Source organism: Methylobacterium sp. D48H, from assembly GCF_053345715.1.
Map to the genome: position 1 here is coordinate 320,022 of NZ_JBKFAP010000001.1, position 17,957 is coordinate 337,978.

The 17,957-nt window shown below is 71.0% G+C and carries 13 protein-coding genes; 6 read left to right on the forward strand and 7 right to left on the reverse strand.

The genetic code is table 11. The annotated features are described in order from the left end of the window. Positions 1-101 precede the first annotated feature (101 nt). From aspS to ACLBX8_RS01700, 4 genes are read left to right on the forward strand one after another with little or no spacing between them, the layout of a single operon-like run. Positions 102-1,946: an aspartate--tRNA ligase gene (gene aspS / locus ACLBX8_RS01685; protein ID WP_091978105.1), complete on the forward strand. Its 1,845-nt coding sequence runs from the start codon at positions 102-104 to the stop codon at positions 1,944-1,946. 20 nt (positions 1,947-1,966) lie between these two features. Continuing rightward, complete coding sequence (locus ACLBX8_RS01690; RefSeq protein ID WP_447714527.1) at positions 1,967-2,839, forward strand: glycosyltransferase family 2 protein; 873 nt, start codon at positions 1,967-1,969, stop codon at positions 2,837-2,839. Further along, entirely contained in the window at positions 2,836-3,912 is a 1,077-nt protein-coding gene (locus ACLBX8_RS01695; protein WP_447697712.1) for an acyltransferase family protein, read from the forward strand. Before ACLBX8_RS01690 ends, ACLBX8_RS01695 begins: the two co-directional genes overlap by 4 nt. Further along, a complete protein-coding gene (locus ACLBX8_RS01700; RefSeq protein ID WP_020091813.1) occupies positions 3,909-4,241 on the forward strand; it encodes a hypothetical protein in 333 nt (110 codons plus the stop codon). The genes ACLBX8_RS01695 and ACLBX8_RS01700 overlap by 4 nt, the downstream gene beginning before the upstream one ends. Here the strand turns inward: ACLBX8_RS01700 and ACLBX8_RS01705 are convergent. Further along, complete coding sequence (locus ACLBX8_RS01705) at positions 4,211-4,462, reverse strand: DUF3297 family protein (RefSeq protein WP_020091812.1); 252 nt, start codon at positions 4,460-4,462, stop codon at positions 4,211-4,213. The two genes, ACLBX8_RS01700 and ACLBX8_RS01705, sit on opposite strands and share 31 nt — an antisense overlap. Then, a complete protein-coding gene (locus tag ACLBX8_RS01710) occupies positions 4,459-5,121 on the reverse strand; it encodes a CatB-related O-acetyltransferase (RefSeq protein WP_207904123.1) in 663 nt (220 codons plus the stop codon). The genes ACLBX8_RS01705 and ACLBX8_RS01710 overlap by 4 nt, the downstream gene beginning before the upstream one ends. Before the next feature lie 66 nt (positions 5,122-5,187). On the opposite strand from ACLBX8_RS01710, the gene ACLBX8_RS01715 reads away from it, so the two are divergent. Together ACLBX8_RS01715 and ACLBX8_RS01720 are read left to right on the forward strand one after the other, a co-directional pair. Next, the gene (locus tag ACLBX8_RS01715) at positions 5,188-7,515 is read left to right on the forward strand and encodes an NADP-dependent malic enzyme (protein ID WP_447697713.1); all 2,328 of its coding nucleotides are present in this window, start codon (positions 5,188-5,190) and stop codon (positions 7,513-7,515) included. 82 nt (positions 7,516-7,597) lie between these two features. Then, positions 7,598-9,043 carry an acetamidase/formamidase family protein gene (locus ACLBX8_RS01720; RefSeq protein ID WP_447714528.1) on the forward strand — a complete coding sequence of 482 codons (1,446 nt, stop codon included), beginning with the start codon at positions 7,598-7,600 and terminating at the stop codon, positions 9,041-9,043. Between the two features lie 12 nt (positions 9,044-9,055). Here ACLBX8_RS01720 and ACLBX8_RS01725 read toward each other — a convergent pair whose 3' ends face one another. The 5 genes from ACLBX8_RS01725 to ACLBX8_RS01745 all read right to left on the reverse strand — a co-directional run bounded on the left by ACLBX8_RS01725 (position 9,056) and on the right by ACLBX8_RS01745 (position 17,944). Beyond that, a complete protein-coding gene (locus tag ACLBX8_RS01725) occupies positions 9,056-11,515 on the reverse strand; it encodes a methyl-accepting chemotaxis protein (RefSeq protein ID WP_447714529.1) in 2,460 nt (819 codons plus the stop codon). 458 nt (positions 11,516-11,973) lie between these two features. Next, positions 11,974-13,527, reverse strand: a complete 1,554-nt coding sequence (gene ppx / locus ACLBX8_RS01730; protein ID WP_020091807.1) for an exopolyphosphatase — start codon at positions 13,525-13,527, stop codon at positions 11,974-11,976. An 82-nt stretch (positions 13,528-13,609) separates the two neighbouring features. Next, positions 13,610-15,997 carry an RNA degradosome polyphosphate kinase gene (locus ACLBX8_RS01735; RefSeq protein WP_447697715.1) on the reverse strand — a complete coding sequence of 796 codons (2,388 nt, stop codon included), beginning with the start codon at positions 15,995-15,997 and terminating at the stop codon, positions 13,610-13,612. A gap of 98 nt (positions 15,998-16,095) precedes the next feature. After that, positions 16,096-16,806: a hypothetical protein gene (locus tag ACLBX8_RS01740; RefSeq protein ID WP_447697716.1), complete on the reverse strand. Its 711-nt coding sequence runs from the start codon at positions 16,804-16,806 to the stop codon at positions 16,096-16,098. A 13-nt stretch (positions 16,807-16,819) separates the two neighbouring features. Then, positions 16,820-17,944: an AI-2E family transporter gene (locus ACLBX8_RS01745; RefSeq protein WP_026604737.1), complete on the reverse strand. Its 1,125-nt coding sequence runs from the start codon at positions 17,942-17,944 to the stop codon at positions 16,820-16,822. Positions 17,945-17,957: the final 13 nt, after the last annotated feature.

Genomic DNA, 17,957 nt, shown 5'->3' on the forward strand with positions numbered 1-17,957 from the left:
GGCGAGTCGCGCGCGGCTTTCGGCGCCGTTCTGCGCGCCCCGCGCTTGACTTGGGGGGCCTCGCGTGAATGGTGCCGGCCTTCCCACAGAAGAAGCCCGTCATGCACCGTTACCGTTCCCACACCTGCGGGGCGCTCCGCCCGTCCGATGTCGGGCAGAGTGTCCGCCTCTCCGGCTGGTGCCACCGCATCCGCGACCACGGGGGCGTGCTGTTCGTCGATCTGCGGGACCATTACGGCCTGACCCAGTGCGTGATCGATTCCGATTCCCCGGCCTTCAAGGCCGCCGAGGCCGTGCGCTCGGAATGGGTCGTGCGGATCGACGGGCGCGTGCGCACGCGCCCGGCCGGCACCGAGAATGCCGAGCTGCCGACCGGCGCGGTCGAGGTCTACATCGACGACCTCGAGGTGCTGGGGCCGGCGGGCGAGCTGCCGCTGCCGGTCTTCGGCGACCTCGAGTATCCGGAGGAGACGCGGCTCCGGTACCGCTTCCTCGACCTGCGCCGGGAGAAGCTCCACGCCAACATCATGAAGCGCGGCGCGATCATCGACTCGCTCCGCCGCCGGATGCGGGACGGCGGCTTCTTCGAGTTCCAGACCCCGATCCTGACAGCCTCCTCGCCCGAGGGCGCCCGCGACTACCTCGTGCCGTCGCGGGTCCATCCCGGCAAGTTCTACGCGCTCCCGCAGGCGCCGCAGCAGTTCAAGCAGCTGACGATGATCGCGGGCTTCGACCGCTACTTCCAGATCGCCCCGTGCTTCCGCGACGAGGATGCCCGCGCCGACCGCTCGCCGGGCGAGTTCTACCAGCTCGACATCGAGATGAGCTTCGTCACCCAGGAGGACGTGTTCCAGGCGGTGGAGCCGGTGCTGCGCGGCGTGTTCGAGGAGTTCGCCGAGGGCAAGCGCGTCACCAAGGAATTCCCGCGGATCACCTACGCGGACTCGATGCTGAAATACGGCGTCGACAAGCCGGACCTGCGCAACCCACTGATCATCGCCGACGTCTCCGACCTGTTCGCCCGCGAGGACGTGGCGTTCAAGGCGTTCAAGGGCGTGGTCGCCTCGGGCGGCGTCGTCCGGGCGATCCCGGCGACCGGCGCGGCGAGCCAGCCGCGCTCGTTCTTCGACAAGCTCAACGACTGGGCCCGCTCCGAGGGCGCGCCCGGCCTCGGCTACGTCGTGTTCGAGGAGGAGAACGGCGCGCTCACCGGCAAGGGACCGATCGCCAAGTTCATCCCGGCGGAGGTTCAGGCCCTGATCGCCGAGCGCTCCGGCGCGAAGGCGGGCGACGCCGTGTTCTTCTCCGCCGGTCCGGAGGCCAAGGCGGCCGGGCTCGCCGGCAAGGCGCGCGTCCGGATCGGCGACGAGCTGGGCCTCTGCGACAAGGACCAGTACGCGTTCTGCTGGATCACCGACTTCCCGATGTACGAGTGGAGCGAGGAGGAGAAGCGGATCGACTTCTCCCACAACCCGTTCTCGATGCCGAACATCGACCGCGAGGAGTTCCTCGCGCTCGACCTCGACGCCCTCGCGAGCGAGGACGAGAACGGCGCGAACACCAAGCGGATCCTCGGGATCAAGGCGTTCCAGTACGACATCGTCTGCAACGGCGTGGAGCTGTCCTCGGGCGCGATCCGCAACCACCGTCCGGACGTGATGGAGAAGGCCTTCGCCATCGCGGGCTACGGCCACGAGGTGCTGGAGCAGAAGTTCGGCGGCATGCTCAACGCCCTGCGCATGGGCGCCCCGCCGCACGGCGGCATCGCGCCGGGCGTGGACCGCATCGTCATGCTCCTGTGCAACGAGCCGAACATCCGCGAGGTCGTGCTGTTCCCGATGAACCAGCGCGCCGAGGACCTGATGATGGGCGCGCCCTCCGAGGCGACCCCCAAGCAGCTGCGCGAGCTGCACATCCGCCTCAACCTGCCCGAGAAGAAGGCCTGAGGCGCCCATAGTCCCCCGCGGTGGCGAGCCTCGTCGCGATCGTCGTCGCCCACGACAGCGCCGACGTGCTGCCGGCCTGTCTCGCGGCGCTCGCCGGCGAGCATGTGCCGGCGATCGTCGTGGACAATGCCAGCCGGGACGCCTCCGCGTCGGTCGCGGAGGCGGCCGGCGCGCAGGTGATCCGCAACGCCCGCAACGAGGGCTACGGCCGCGCCAACAACCGGGGCGTCCGCGCGGCCAAGACGGCGGAGCACGTCCTCGTCGTCAACCCGGACGTCGTGCTGCGGCCGGGCACCGTGGACGCCCTGCTGGACGCGGCCCGCACCTGGCCGGATGCCGGGCTTATCGCCCCGCGCCTCGTCGAATCCGACGGGCGCTTCTTCTTCCAGGCGCGGTCCCTGCTCGCGCCCTACCTGACCAATCCCGCGGGCCGGCTCGCGCTGCCGCAGGGCGATGCCTGCGCGCCGTTCCTCTCCGGGGCCTGCCTGATGATGCCGCGCGCCCTGTTCCTCGATCTCGGCGGCTTCGACGAGAACATCTTCCTGTTCTACGAGGACGATGACCTGTGCCGGCGCGTGGCCGACAGCGGCCGCGCCCTGATCCACGTCCACCGCGCCGAGGCGCTGCACGGTCGCGGCCGATCGTCGGCGCCGGAGCCGGGACGGGTGTTCCGCGCGCGCTGGCATCAGGCGTGGTCGCGCGCCTATGTCAGCCGGAAGTACGGCCTCCCGGACCCGAGCCTCGCCGTCCTGGGCGCCAACCTGCCGAAGGCGCTGCTGTCGGGTCTGGTCCTCCGGCGGGCCGGGCTCGAGCGTTACGGCGGCTCGGCCGCGGGCGCCCTCGCTTTCCTGCGCGGCCGGACCGCGCTGGCCCGCGAGGGTCTGACCGGATGAGCGCGCCGACGATCGCGACCGCGCTGGCGCGCGGGCGCAACGGCTTCACCGGCCTGCGGCTGATGCTGGCTCTGGCCGTCGTTGTGTCCCACGCGTTCAGCGTCGCGACCGGCGCGGCGGGCGACGAGCCCCTCGCCCGGCTCACCGGCTACACGCTGGGCGAACACGCGGTGAACGGCTTCTTCGCGGTGTCGGGCTTCCTGGTCACCATGAGCTGCGACCGCCGCGGCCTCCGGGACTACGCCCTCGCCCGGACCCTGCGGATCCTCCCGGGACTCGTGGCGGCGACGCTCGTCGTCGCGCTCGGGCTCGGCGCGGCCCTGACCCGCCTGCCCGTCACCGAGTACTGGCGCGATCCCGCCCTGTGGTCGTTCATCCGCGGGACGCTGACGACCTTCAAGAGCAACGCCGCCCTGCCCGGCGTCTTCGAATCCCACCCCTACCGGGCACCCCTCGGCACGGTCTGGACGCTCAAGTACGAGGTGCTGTGCTACCTCGGCGTCCTCGTCGCCGCCCTGTGCGGCCTGCTCCGGCGCCGATGGTCGGCGCCCCTGATCGTGGCCGGCCTGGCGCTCGCCCTGACGATCGCCTGCGGCCTCCGCGGTCCGGACCTGCCCAAGGGCACCGAGACGGCGCTGCGCCTGCCGCTGATCTTCGCGGCCGGGGCGTGTCTCTACCTGTGGCGCGACCGCCTGCATGTCTCGGCCGCGGCCCTCGCCTGCCTGGTCTTCGGCGCTTTCGTCCTCGCGCGGACGCCGGCCTACCCGGCCCTGCTGTTCCTCGCCGAGGCCTACGGCGTGGTCTGGCTCGCCCTCGGCCCCCTCGCGCGCGGCCTGTTCGACCCTGCGGCCGACCTCTCCTACGGGATCTATCTCTACGGCTGGCCGGTCCAGCAGACCCTGCACGCCCTGTGGCCGGCCGCCTCCGGGCCCGCGCTGCTGGTGCCGGCCCTCGCCCTCACGCTGCCGGTCGCGGCGCTGTCCTGGTACGGGGTCGAGCGGCCGGCCCTGTCGCTGAAGGCGCGCGCGCTCGGGCGGCGCCGCCTCGGCACGATCGAGCCGGCCGGGCCGTGACCGCCGACGGGCCTCTCCCGCCGCTGAAGACGCTCGCTCGCGCGGCGCGGATGCTGGAGGCGGACGGCTTCGCGATCGTCGCCCGGAACGAGCGCGGCGACAGCCTGTACCTGCGGCGACCCGACTGCGCCTGGCACCTGCGCGTCTCGAACCACCGGCGCACCGCCAAGCAGCGCGCCCGGCGCTCCGATATCCTCGCGAGCCTCGTCATCGACGGGCCGCGCTCCTCGGATCAGATCGGGAACCTCGTCCGCGAAGCCGTCCGGAACTTCGAGGCCGCCCTGGCGCGGGTGGCGGATCAGGCGTCCGCGGCGGGGTCGCGGAAGTAGGGCTCCACGGTGCCCTTCAGCTTCACGGTCATCGGGTTGCCGGCCCGGTCGAGGGCCTTGCCGGCCGAGAGGCGGACCCAGCCCTCGCTCACGCAGTACTCCTCGACGTTCGTCTTCTCGACGCCCTTGAACCGGACACCGACCCCGCGCTCCAGCACCTTCTCGTCGTAGAACGGGCTGTTCGGGTTGGAAGCGAGGCGGTCGGGGGGCGTGTCGGTCATCGTCCGGATCTCGGATGGTCTTCGTGGAGGGCTCCGCCGGTACGGGAATCCGGGCCCGCGCGCAACGCCGCGAGCAGGTCGGCGATCCGCCCGCTCTGGAGCAGCGGTACCAGCCGGGTCACCGCGTCGTGCGGGAGGTCCCACCACGCCGCCGCGACGAGCGCCTCCACGGTCGCCGCGTCGAAGCGGTGGCGCACGACCTTGGCCGGGTTGCCCGCCACCACGGCGTAGGCCGGCACGTCGCGGGTCACCACGGCGCGGGCCGCCACCACGGCCCCGTGCCCGACGGTCACCCCCGAGAGGATCATGCAGCCCGATCCGAGCCAGACATCGTGCCCGATCACCACGTCGCCCCGGGAGGCGTGGAAATCCTCCGGCGCCGCGGCGTCCGGGAACAGCCCGCGCATCGCCGCGAACGGATAAGTCGACGCCCAGTCGAGGCGGTGATCGCCGCCGAGCAGGATCTCGACCTTGTCAGCGATGGAACAATAGCGGCCGATCGTCAGCCGCCGCCCGCTCTCCGGGAAGCGGACTTTTGGACGCCCGTACGAATAAGCGCCTATGGAGAACCCGTGGGTCCTCGCCAGCTTGGCGAGGTGGATCCGGGTCTCGTTGTGCGGGTTGCGCCCCCTGCGCAGCCGGTGCAACAGACCGGTCATGACGCGAGCCCGCGCGATGCGCGACCGCGTCGTCCTCGGTGAAAAAGGTGAGCGGGAGCGTGGGCGATGGCCGATAACATGTCCGAGGACCTCAAGGCCGGGGCGCTCGTCTACCACCGCCTGCCCAAGCCCGGGAAGCTGGAGATCCAGGCGACCAAGCCGCTCGGCAACCAGCGCGACCTCGCCCTGGCCTACTCGCCCGGCGTCGCCGCGGCCTGCATGGCGATCCACGACGACCCGCAGCAGGCCGCCGAACTCACGGTGCGCCAGAACCTCGTGGCGGTGCTGTCCAACGGTACGGCCGTGCTCGGCCTCGGCGATATCGGCCCGCTCGCCTCGAAGCCCGTGATGGAGGGCAAGGCCGTCCTGTTCAAGAAGTTCGCCGGCATCGACGTCTTCGACATCGAGGTCGACCAGAAGGACGTGTCGAAGCTCGTCGACGTCGTCTGCGCCCTCGAGCCGACCTTCGGCGGCATCAACCTCGAGGACATCAAGGCGCCCGAGTGCTTCGAGGTCGAGGAGCAGTGCCGGGCCCGGATGAACATCCCGGTCTTCCACGACGACCAGCACGGCACCGCGATCATCGTGGCCGCCGCCGTCCTCAACGGCCTGGAACTCGCCGGCAAGAACCTGTCCGACGTCCGGATCGTCACGTCCGGCGCCGGCGCGGCGGCTCTGGCCTGCCTCAACCTCCTCGTGTCGCTCGGGGCGACCCGCGAGAACATCACGGTCACCGACATCAAGGGCGTCGTCTACAAGGGCCGCGCCGAGCTGATGGACCGGTGGAAGGACGTCTACGCCCAGGAGACCGACAAGCGGACGCTCGCCGAGGTGATCCCGGGGGCGGACGTGTTCATCGGCCTCTCGGCCGGCGGCGTGCTCAAGCCCGAGTACCTGAAGGAGATGGCCGAGAAGCCGCTGATCATGGCGCTCGCCAACCCCTACCCGGAGATCATGCCGGATCTGGCCGAGAAGGAGCGGCCGGACGCCATGATCTGCACCGGCCGGTCGGACTTCCCGAACCAGGTCAACAACGTCCTGTGCTTCCCCTACATCTTCCGCGGGGCGCTCGATGTCGGCGCCCACAAGATCAACGAGGAGATGAAGAAGGCCGCCGTCAAGGCGATCGCGGGCCTGGCCCACGAGACCACCTCGGACGTGGTCGCCCGCGCCTACGGCGGCGAGGCCCGGCCGTTCGGACCGAAATCCCTGATCCCGAGCCCGTTCGACCCGCGCCTGATCCTGCGCATCGCCCCGGCGGTGGCCAAGGCCGCGATGGATTCCGGCGTCGCCGGCCGGCCGCTCCCGGACCTCGACGCCTATGTCGAGAGCCTCGACCGGTTCGTGCACCGGTCCGGCCTGATCATGAAGCCGCTGTTCTCGAAGGCGAAGGCCGAGCCCAAGCGCGTGATCTACGCCGAGGGCGAGGACGAGCGCGTGCTCCGCGCCGTCCAGGCGATCGTCGAGGACAAGGTCGCCCTGCCGATCCTGGTCGGCCGGCCGCGGGTGGTCGAGACCCGCCTGAAGCGCTTCGGCCTGTCGATGGTGCACGGCCGCGACTTCGAGCTGATCGATCCCGAGGACGATCCCCGCTACCGCGCCTACGTCCAGACCTACCTGGAAGTCGCCGGTCGCCGCGGCATCACGCCGGACGCGGCCCGGACCCTGGTCCGCACCAACAACACGGTGATCGGCGCCATCGCGGTCCGCCGCGGCGAGGCCGACGCGCTGATCTGCGGCCTGGAGGGCCGGTTCGAGACGCGCCTGCGCATCATCCGCGACGTGATCGGGCTCGCGCCGGGCGTGGAGCAGTGCGCCGCGATGAGCCTCGTGGTGACGCATAACGGCGCTTACTTCCTGGCCGACACCCATGTCCGCCAGAACCCCACGGCCGAGGAGATCGCCGACGTGGCGCAGGCCTGCGCCAGCCACGTCAGCCGGTTCGGGATGACGCCGAAGATCGCGCTCCTCAGCCACTCGGATTTCGGCCAGTCGGATTCGCCCTCCGCGATGAAGATGCGCGACGCCCTCGCGCTCCTGCACAAGCGGAATCCCGAGCTGCAGGTCGACGGCGAGATGCAGGCCGATTCCGCCCTCAACGAGATGGTGCGCGAGCGCGTCCTGCCGGGCTCGCGCCTCAAGGGCGCGGCCAACGTCCTGATCTTCCCGAACCTCGACGCCGCCAACATCGCCTTCCAGTTCGCGAAGGTGCTGGCGGACGCGCTGCCGGTCGGCCCGCTCCTGATCGGCCCGGCCAAGCCCGCCCATATCCTGACGCCGTCGGTGACGGCGCGCGGCATCGTCAACGTCACGGCCGCCGCCGTGGTCGAGGCCCAGGCGGACGAGGCCGTCGCGCGCGCCGAGGAGGGCGGCGTCGGCATGCTCTCGGAGTGAGGGGCGCCCGTCGGCGGCCGCCAGCGTGGCCGTCGATTTGCTTGCCCGCCCCGGGACCACGAAACCACCGGGAGACGACGCGATGTGCGCGGGCGACGATCCAACCTGCCACGCCTTCGAGGAGCACCGCCGCCGGTTCCGGCGGGATCTCGAGCCTGAGCGGCGCGCCTTCCTGAAGAGCGGCTTCGCGGCGACCGGCGCCGCGGCCGCGGCCCTCGCGGCCGGCGGTCCGTCGCTCGTGAGCCCGGCCCTGGCCCAGGCGAGCGGCGCCAAGATCGCCGCCACGGCGCATTACCACCTGCCGGCGAATGCCGAGACGGTCCACTGGGGCTTCTTCAGCCGCAGCCTCAAGCCCAAGGTCGAGATCGGCTCGGGCGACTTCGTCACGATCGAGACGCTCACCCACCAGGCGAGCGACGATGCCGAGCGCATGATCCAGGGCGATCCGGGCGCCGAGAGCGTCTATCTCTGGACCAGAGACAAGATGGGCGTCTCGCCCCGCGGGGCCGGCGCCATGGACGCCAAGGTCGGCCCCGGCGGCGGCCTCGGCGTGCACATCTGCACCGGCCCGGTGGCGATCCGCGGCGCCGAGCCCGGCGACGTCCTGGAGGTGCGCATCCTCGACGTCGCCCCCCGCCCCTGCGCCAATCCCAGGTACAAGGGACTGGCCTTCGGCAGCAACGCGGCGGCGTGGTGGGGCTACCACTACAACGACCTGATCACCGGCGATAAACCCCGGGAGGTCGTGACCATCTACGAGGTCGACGCCACCGGCGAGCGCGACTGGGCCCGGGCGGTCTACAGCTTCCGCTGGCCGGGCGTGACCGACCCGTTCGGCGTCTCCCACCCGACCATCGACTATCCCGGCCTGCCGGTGGACCACACGAAGACCCAGAAGACCTTCGAGGTCCTGAAGGGCATCCGCGTGCCGATCCGGCCGCATTTCGGCACGATGGGCGTGGCGCCCGCCGAGGCCGACCGGGTGAACACGATCCCGCCGAGCTACACCGGCGGCAACATCGACAACTGGCGGATCGGCAAGGGCGCGACCCTCTACTACCCGGTGGCGGTGCCGGGCGCCCTGTTCTCCGTGGGCGATCCCCACGCCAGCCAGGGCGATTCCGAACTGTGCGGCACCGCGATCGAGTGCTCGCTCACCGGCACCTTCCAGTTCATCCTGCACAAGAAGGCGGACCTGCCCGGCACGCCGCTGGAGGCGCTCGACTTCCCGATGATCGAGACCCGGGACGACTGGGTTCTGTCCGGCTTCAGCTACCCGAACTACCTGCGGGATCTCGGCCCGGACGCCCAGAGCGCGATCTTCCAGAAATCCTCGATCGACCTCGCCATGCGCGACGCCTTCCGGAAGATGCGCCAGTTCCTGATGCACGCGAAGGGCCTCACCGAGGACGAGGCGATCTCGCTGATGTCGGTCGCGGTCGATTTCGGGATCACGCAGGTCGTGGACGGCAACTGGGGCGTCCACGCCGTGGTCAAGAAGGCGATCTTCTCCGATCGCGTCGCCTGACGGCGGACCCGGTCACGCGGCCTTCGCGGCTCCGGTCATCGTCATGAGGCCGGCGATGACCCGGTAGGTCTCGGTCCAGGCTTCCCGGACCTCCGGCGTGAAGTCCGGGCCGAGCCTCTGCTCCAGGGTCCAGAGCAGCGCCGCCCCGACCGCCTCGAAATGCGCCTGCAGCGCGCCGTAGCCGACGTGCCGGTCCCCGAGATCGCGCACGGCGGCGACGAGGGCCTCCGGCTTGTCGAGGTTGGCCACCGCCAGTGCCAGCATGGCGACGAGTTTGCGCTTCTGCGCGGTCATGTCGTCCGGGAAGAGCGACCGGACCTGCGGCGCGATGTCGAACAGGCGTCCGTAGAACAGCTCTGCCGCGGTGTCGCCGAGCGCCTGCACCGTCGCGAAGCTGCGCTGCACGATCGCGACCTGGGCGGCGGAGACCGCGTAGGACACGCGAACGCTCGCCAGGAACCGTTCGACCTCGGCGGTCAGACGGTCCGACTGGTCCGACAGGGCGGAGGCCGCCGCGAGAACCTGGCTCGCGGCCAGGCCGGTGCCCTCCGCCGCCTGCGCGACGCCGGTCATGGTCGTGGTGACCTCGCCTGTGCCGGCGGCCGCCTGCCCGACGTTGCGGACGATCTCCTGGGTCGCCGCACCCTGTTCCTCGACGGCCGCCGCGATCGTGGTCGCTGCCCCGTTGATCTCGCGGATCCGCGCGGTGATCGCCGCGATGGCGTCCACCGCCTGCCCGGTGGACGCCTGCACCTGCGCGATCTGACCGGAGATCTCGTCGGTGGCCTTGGCGGTCTGCGCGGCGAGGGCCTTCACCTCGGAAGCCACCACCGCGAAGCCGCGGCCGGCCGCGCCCGCGCGGGCCGCCTCGATGGTGGCGTTGAGCGCCAGCAGGTTGGTCTGCTCGGCGATCGACGAGATCAGCCCTACGACGGCACCGATCTGGTCCACGGCGCTGCTCAGGTCCTGGACGCGCGCGGCGGTCCGGTCGGCCTCGGCCGCGGCTCTCTGCGCGAGATCCGCCGACCCGTCGGCCTGCCGCCCGATCTCCTGGACGGAGGTGCCGAGCTCCTCCGCGGCCGCCGCCACGGTGTTGACGTTGCTCGAGGCCCGCTCGGCGGCGGCCGCGACCGCCGTCGACTGCCCGGCCGTCTGGGTGGCCGTCACGGTCATCGTCTGCGCCGTGACCTGCAGGGCGTTGGCCGAGGACGCGACCGAGCCGATCATGCCTCCGACGGCCTCCTCGAACCGCTGCGCCATCTGGCGCAGGCTGTCCCGGCGCTGGTCGTCGGCGTCCAGCCGCGCCCGCTCGGCCCCGGCCTCGAGGTCGCGCGTGCGGATCAGATTGTCCCGGAAGGCCTGCACGGCCACCATGATCGGCGCGAACTCGTTCCGGTACGCTCGCACCGGGACGGTGACGGCGGTCTCGCCCCCCGTCAGCGCGCGCATCGCGGTGGCGATGATCCGGAGGGGGCGCAGCACGCCCCCGAACAGAGCCATGAGGCCCAGCCCGACGAGCAGCAGGACGGCCAGCAGCGCCGCGGCACTGTGCAGGAGAACGCGGTCCGCCTCCGCGGCGAGGCTCTCGGCCCGCGCCACCATCTCGGCGAGGGCGGCATTGGCGAGATCGACGATCGTCATCTGCTCGACGCTGTTTCGCTTGCGGAGGTCCTGGAACGTGATGGGGGATGCGCGCTGCTGGCTCAGGGCGTCGAAGATCGCGCGCGCCGCCTCCGCCGCCTCGCCCTCGAAATTGCTGCGCTTGGCCTTCTCGAACGCGGACCGCACGGCGTCCGAGCTCTGGGCGGCGGCCTCGCTGGTGCTCGACCACGCCGACTGGACCCGCGCCCGCTCCTCGGCCGCCGCCACGGTCTCGGGCAGCGACCACGACGTTCCCGCCGCCAGCGAGGTCTGCACGCGCAGGGCGACGTTCCCGATCGCGACACGGGTCGCCCAGGCGGACCGCTTGAGGACGAGGTAGTGCTGCAGGACGGCGTCGGAGCGCGGAATAGCCGAATCCACGGCGTCCGTGGTCGCCGTCAGCGCGTCGAGAAGTTCCTGAAAGGCCGTCAGCACGGCGGGCAGCAGCGCCGGGTCCCGCTTCGGCTTCGGTACGCGCAGGGCTTCATCGATCCGGGGGCGGAGCAGGTTCACGGCGTCCTGCGCCGCGTTGAGCCTCACCATCGTCGCCGTCACGGAGGGCAGATCCCGGTCCCGCAGCAGGTCCTGAACGCTCGCGAAGCCCGCGACCATCGCGTCCCGGTTCGTCGCGTAGGCCTTCAGGCTCTCCGGGTCGGCGGAGGCATCCCCGCCCAGGGCGAGCGCTGCCCCCCGCTCGAGGCGTGTCGGCAGGATCGTCCCGAGCAACTGGCGACTCGCGCGGGTCAGCGTGACCGCGTCCCGGGCCTGTCGCGCCTGAAGACGCGCGTCGAGCAGAGCATTCCCCGCGTAGGCCAGTAACATCATCGCCATAGCGAGTATCGTCGTGCACATGACGACTCGAATCGAGACATAGCCAAGCCATCTCATCGCGTGAACATTCCGATGTGCGAGTGGGATCTGCGTGTTGCTCGCATCATAGGGCGAACGGCGCGCGCGTTCACGCTGCCGCTCGGCAGTGTTCGACAGTCTATCGCACCGACATATTTTGCGGGCGGCGCGCTCTATTCCGGATTCAGAGGAGAATCGACATCAACCAATAAAAAAGTTGGCTTCGTGAATTAAGCCGACGTTACCGCGGCGATCTCGGTCGGCAGGCGCACGCTCACCGTTCCGGCAGCGTGCGGTGAGCGCCGGCGCGACGGTCATGAGGCCGCCCTCGGCCTCGGCACGCGTGAGCTCTCCCGCGCGACGGGCCCGGGCCATCGTGCGAGACCGGACCGCGGCGACGAGCGAGGCCCTGACCGGGTTCGGCGCCCGCGCCGCGCGGATCAGGGCGCGTCGTCCGCGAGCTCGACCCGCCCGTCCAGGCCGATGATGCGCCCGAGGCCGCGGACGCGGTTCAGCAGGCGATCCCCGTTCAGGGCCTCCCAGTCCCGCGGCAGGCGCAGCACCACCCGTCCCTCCTCGACGGTGAGCGGCGCCCGTCCGAGGGCGCCGTCCATGCCGGCCGAGATCGGGAAGGCGATCCGGAGCAGGGCGCCCAGAAGGCGGGCGCGCTCGAACAGGCGCGGACCGGCCACGCTCCGGAGCATCGGGTTCGCCTTCTCGGGGGCCAGGCCGGTGTGCCTCAAGGACACCGCCAGGGCGAGATAGGCCCGGCCCGGATGATCCACGCCGACGAACGCGGCATTCTGGATCACCGCGATGCTCTGCTCACCGCGGTAATCCGGATGCGCCCGCCAGCCGACGTCGGACAGCAGGCAGCCGGCGTGCCGCAGACGGCGCTCGTCGGTGGTCTCGTGGCCGTCCAGGGTCGCGACGAACCGGTCCGTCCAGGTGATCAACTCCTCGCCGTGGCGGGGCGAGCGCGCGCGCAGAACGTTGAATTCCGACGCCGAGGCCAGCAGCGGATCGATCAGACGGGTGTCGCGGTCGAGCTGCTCGAACAGCAGGCCCTCGCGCACGCCCGATGCCGAGATCGCCACCTCGCGGGGGCGCCCGACCCGGATGATCTCCTCGAGGACGACGGCGCCGTAGGCGAGGAGCGGGCGCCGCGCCTCGGAGATCGCGTCGACGTCCTGCAGCAGTGCCACGTCGGTCTGCTCGACGACCTGCAGGAAGCTGAGTTCGTCGGTGGGCTCCACCGTGTAGCCGTGCATCACGTGGACTGGGTAGCCGCGGGCCGCCTGATGGAGCCGCGCGATGGCCCGCCACGTGCCGCCGACCGCGTAGAAGGTCCGCCCGCGCAGGGTCTCGAGCTGCGGGGCGGCCTTGCGCATGTACTCGCGGACGATCTTGGCGGCCTTCTTGACCGAGCCGCCGGACAGGTCCTGCAGGGCGAGGCCGCCGAGGGGCATGGTCACCCCCTGTCCGACGACCGCCCCGCGGACGTCCACGAGCTCCAGCGAGCCGCCGCCCATGTCGCCCACGACGCCGTTCGGCGCGTGGAATCCCGAGACCACGCCGAGGGCCGAAAGCTCGGCCTCGCGCCGTCCGGAGAGGAGCTGGATCTCCTGGCCACAGGCCGCCTCGGCGGCGCGGAGAAAGTCGGGACCGTTCTCGGCGTCCCGCGCCGCCGCCGTGGCGAGGACGTAGACCTGCCTGACGCGCATCGTCTGGCACAGCACCCGGAACCGCGCCAGGGCGGCGAGTGCGCGCGTCACTGCCTCCTCGTTCAGGCGGCCGGTCGTCAGGACGTTGCGGCCGAGGCCGCAGAGCACCTTCTCATTGTAGAGCGGCGTCGGCGCCCGGGTCAGTCCGTCGTACGCGACGAGGCGGACCGAGTTGGAGCCGATGTCGATGATCGCCACAGGATGGCGCGCGGTGCTGTCGATCGCCTCCGCGTCGTGCGCGAGGGTGAGGTTGGCAAGAGGGCTGCCCAAACGTCCGAGTCCTTCATCAGCCCGGCGCGCCTGCCGGCGCGCCGTGCGGGAGGTTTAGCCCAGCGACGCCGCGCGGCGAAACTCAGCTGCGTTGGGCGCGGCGGCTCAGCGCCCGCGGGCTCGACTTCTTCGAGGCCTTGCCGCGCCCAGAGAGGCTGGGATTGGTCATGAAATACTTGTGGGCGTTGAACGGCTCCTCGCCCTCGGCGGGCTGGATCCGCTCGCAGCCGCCCGAGGCGAGGAGCCGCCAGCTCTGGCGGTTGTCGAGCAGGTTGGCCAGCATGATCTGGTCGAGCACCTGCTGATGCACCGTCGGGTTGGTGATCGGCAGCAGCGCCTCGACGCGGCGGTCGAGGTTCCGGCTCATCAGGTCGGCGGAGGAGATGTAGACCGTCGCCTTGGGGTGCGGCAGCCCGACGCCGTTGCCGAAGGCGTAGATTCGCCCGTGCTCCAGGAAGCGCCCGACGATCGACTTCACCCGGATCGTCTCCGACAGCCCGGGGATGCCCGGGCGCAGGCAGCAGATGCCGCGGACCACGCAGTCGATCTGAACCCCGGCCGCCGAGGCGTCGTAGAGCGCATCGATGATCTGGCTGTCGACCAGGGAGTTGCACTTGATCCAGATCGCGGCCGGACGCCCGGCCTTCGCGTGGGCGACCTCCGCCTCGATGTGCTCCAGGAGGCGGTTCTTCAGGGTCAGCGGCGAGACCGCCATGCGCTCCAGCTCGGCCGGCTCGGCGTAGCCGGTGATGAAGTTGAAGATCCGCGACACGTCCCGCGCGATCGCGGGATCGGCCGTGAAGAACGACAGGTCCGTGTAGATGCGCGCGGTGATCGGGTGGTAGTTGCCGGTGCCGACGTGGCAGTAGGTGACGAGCTTGTCGCCCTCGCGCCGGACCACCAGCGACAGCTTGGCGTGCGTCTTCAGCTCGACGAAGCCGAACACGACCTGCGCGCCCGCCTTCTCGAGGTTGCGCGCCCAGCGGATGTTGGCCTCCTCGTCGAAGCGCGCCTTCAGCTCCACCAGGGCGGTGACCGACTTGCCGAGTTCCGCGGCCTCGGCGAGGGCCGCCACGATCGGCGAGTTGGACGAGGTCCGGTAGAGCGTCTGCTTGATCGCGACCACGTTCGGGTCACGGGCGGCCTGCGCGAGGAACTGCACCACCGAATCGAAGGATTCGTACGGGTGGTGGACGATGAAGTCCTTCTGCCGGATCGCCGCGAACACGTCGCCGCCGCTCTCGCGGATGCGCTCCGGGAAGCGGGGATTGTAGGGCTTGAACTTCAGGTCGGGCCTGTCGATGCCGACGACCTGGGACAGCTCGTTCAGGGCCAGCATGCCCTCCACGAGGAAGATCGCGTCCGCGGCGATCTCCAGTTCGTCGGCGACGAAGCTGCGCAGATCCTCCGACATGCCCGCCTCGACCTCGAGACGGATCACGACGCCGCGCCGCCGCTGCTTCAGCGCCGTCTCGAAATGCAGGACGAGGTCCTCCGCCTCCTCCTCGATCTCCAGGTCGGAATCGCGGACCACGCGGAACGCGCCGCTGCCCTTGACGAGGTAGCCCGGGAAGAGCCGCCCGGTGAACATCCCGATCACCTGCTCGATGGTGATCAGGCGCGCGGCCGTCTCGCTGTCGCTCACCGGCAGGCGCACGAAGCGGTCGATGACGCCCGGCAGCCGGATCAGCGCGCGCAGCAGCCGGCCGTCCTTCGGCCGCACCAGCATCAGCGCGATGGTCGTGCCGAGATTCGGGATGAACGGGAACGGGTGGGCCGGATCGATCGCCAGCGGCGTCAGGACCGGGAAGACGTGGTTGAGGAAGTACTCCTCCAGCCACGCCGCCTGCTCGGCCGTGAGGGCCGCGGGCTCGACGATGTCGATGTCGCTCGTGTGCAGCTCCGTGCGCAGTTCCCGCCAGCGGGCCTGCTGGTCGGCGGCGAGGCGCGACACCTCGGCGCCGATCCGGACGAGTTGCTCGGACGGCGACAGGCCGTCCTGCGACGGGACCGTGATCCCCGCCCGCACCTGATCGATGAGGCCGGCCACGCGGACCATGAAGAACTCGTCCAGGTTGTTGGCCGAGATCGACAGGAAGCGGAGGCGCTCCAAGAGCGGGTGGTTGGGGTTCGACGCCTCTTCCAGCACCCGCCGGTTGAACTGCAGCCACGACAGCTCGCGGTTCACGAACCGCTCCGGTGAGTGGCGCAGGGTTCGCCCGGCCTCCACCACCGGCTCGCGGGCTGCGCCGACCGGCGGCTCCGCGGGAGTCGCGGCCGCCGCGGCCGGCCACTCGTCGTTGGCGTCCGGAATGGCTTCCGCCGGAGCCGCCGCTCCCGCGACCGGATCGGCCTGCAGGCGCTTGGGCGCGACCGCCCGCCGCGTCGCCGGATTGGCCGTCGCGCGCCGACGGGGCTCGGGCGCCTCATCGGCGGCGTCGCGGTCCACGGGCTTCTGCGTCGATTCCATCCCGGATCCCTGTCTCTGCTCCTCGCGGCGGCGGAGCGTGTATCACCCTAGACCGGCGGCCTTCACGACAGTTTCGTGACGGCCACTGCATTCCTCCTTCAGGCGTTCGGGTCCGGCTCGTCCTCCAGCCCCATGCGGCGCAGGACGGCCAGCGCGAGCGGCCGGCTGATGCGGCGGCCGCGCCCGAGGGCGTCGCGGTCGAGCTCGGCGACGACGTCGCGGGCTCGGCCCAGCGACCGGTCGATCCGCAGGGCCAGCGCCTCGATGACGCCGAGATCGACCACCAGCTGCCGGTCCACGAACAGCTTGACCAGGACGGCACGCAGGAGCGCGTCGTCCGGCGCCTCGATGGCGATGCGCGGCGCGAGGCGAAGCCGCGAGCGCAGATCCGGCGTCGTGAGGCCGAGGGCGTCGATACCCGTGGCGCTGGTCAGCAGGACCGGGCAGCCTCGCTCGCGGGCGCGGTTAAGCAGGTGGAACAGCGCCGCCTCGTCGCGCCGCTCCGCCTGGTCGATGTCCTCCACGACCAGCGCCCCGTTGGAGACGAGGTGCTGGACCGCGTCGGCACCCAGCTCGGCGGTCGGGAGGGTCCAGGCGTGGGCCCGATCAGCCCAGATCGCCGCGAGGTGGCTCTTGCCGCTGCCGGAGGGGCCGGTGAGGACCAAGACGCTGTCGGGCCAGTCCGGCCACGCCTCGATCAGCGCGTAGGCGGCCTCGTTGGCCGGTCCGACGAGGAAATCCTCGCGCCCGTAGCGGGGGTCGAGCGGCAGGTCGAAGGCCAGCTGCCGGGGTGGGGCGTTCTCGCGCATAGGCCGCTCAGGATCATCCCGCGCCCGCGGAGGTCAAGGCCGAAGCGTCCTTGCCCTCGTGCTCGATCAGGATCGGCTGCCCGGCATGGTAGAGGCGGCTCTCCAGGTAGCGGGCCAGGGCGAAGCGGACCAGCACGCCGATCGAGGCCGCGATCGGGACGGCGAGCAGCAGCCCGACGAAGCCGAACAGCGTCCCGAAGGCGAGCAGGGCGAACATCAGCCAGACCGGGTGCAGCCCCGTGGAATCGCCGACGAGCTTCGGCGAGATGACGTTGCCCTCCAGGAACTGGCCGACGAGGAAGACGGCGACGGTCAGGCCGAGATGCAGCCAGTCTCCAGAGGGCCAGAACTGGACGAGCGCGACGCCCACGGAGAGCATGAAGCCGGTGAGCGTGCCGACGTAGGGGATGAAGGTCAGGAACCCGGCGATCAGGCCGATCAGCACGCCGAAGTTGAGGCCGACCAGCCAGAGGCCGACGGCGTAGAAGCTGCCCAGGATGAGGCAGACCAGGGTCTGGCCGCGGACGTAGCCGGTGACCGCTCCGTCGATCTGGCGCGCCAGCTCGCGCACCGTCGCCCGGTGCCGGGGCGGCACCCAGCCGTCGATGGCAGCGACCATCCGGTCCCAGTCGACGAGGATGTAGAAGGCGACGACCGGCGTCACGACCAGCAGCGAGGCGATCGAGATCAGCGCCTGGCTGCCCGACCAGAGCGATTTCAGGAAGGCCAGGAGCCACGTGCCGGCCTGGGTGGCGAGCGTGCCCACCGAGGATTGCAGCTCGTTGAGGACGTTCGCGCCACCGACGCGCTCGAGCAGGGTCCCGGACCGCTCGGCGATGATCGCCTGGAGCCGCGACACCATTCCGGGCAGCGCGTTGACGAGCGCCACGACCTGGTTGGCCGTGAGCGGGATCAGGATCAGCAGCGTCACGACGAGGACGACGACGAACAGCGCCAGGATCAGCAGGCTCGCCGCCAGCCGCCCGAGGCCGAGCCGCTCCAGCCGGTCTGCCAGGGGGTCGAGGAGGTAGGCCAGCGTGATGCCGGCCACGAACGGCAGCATCACCTCCCGCAGGAGGTAGACGATCAATCCCAGGGCCACGACAGCGGCCAGCCCGATCACAGCCCGTGCGCGCACGATGACGCTCCCC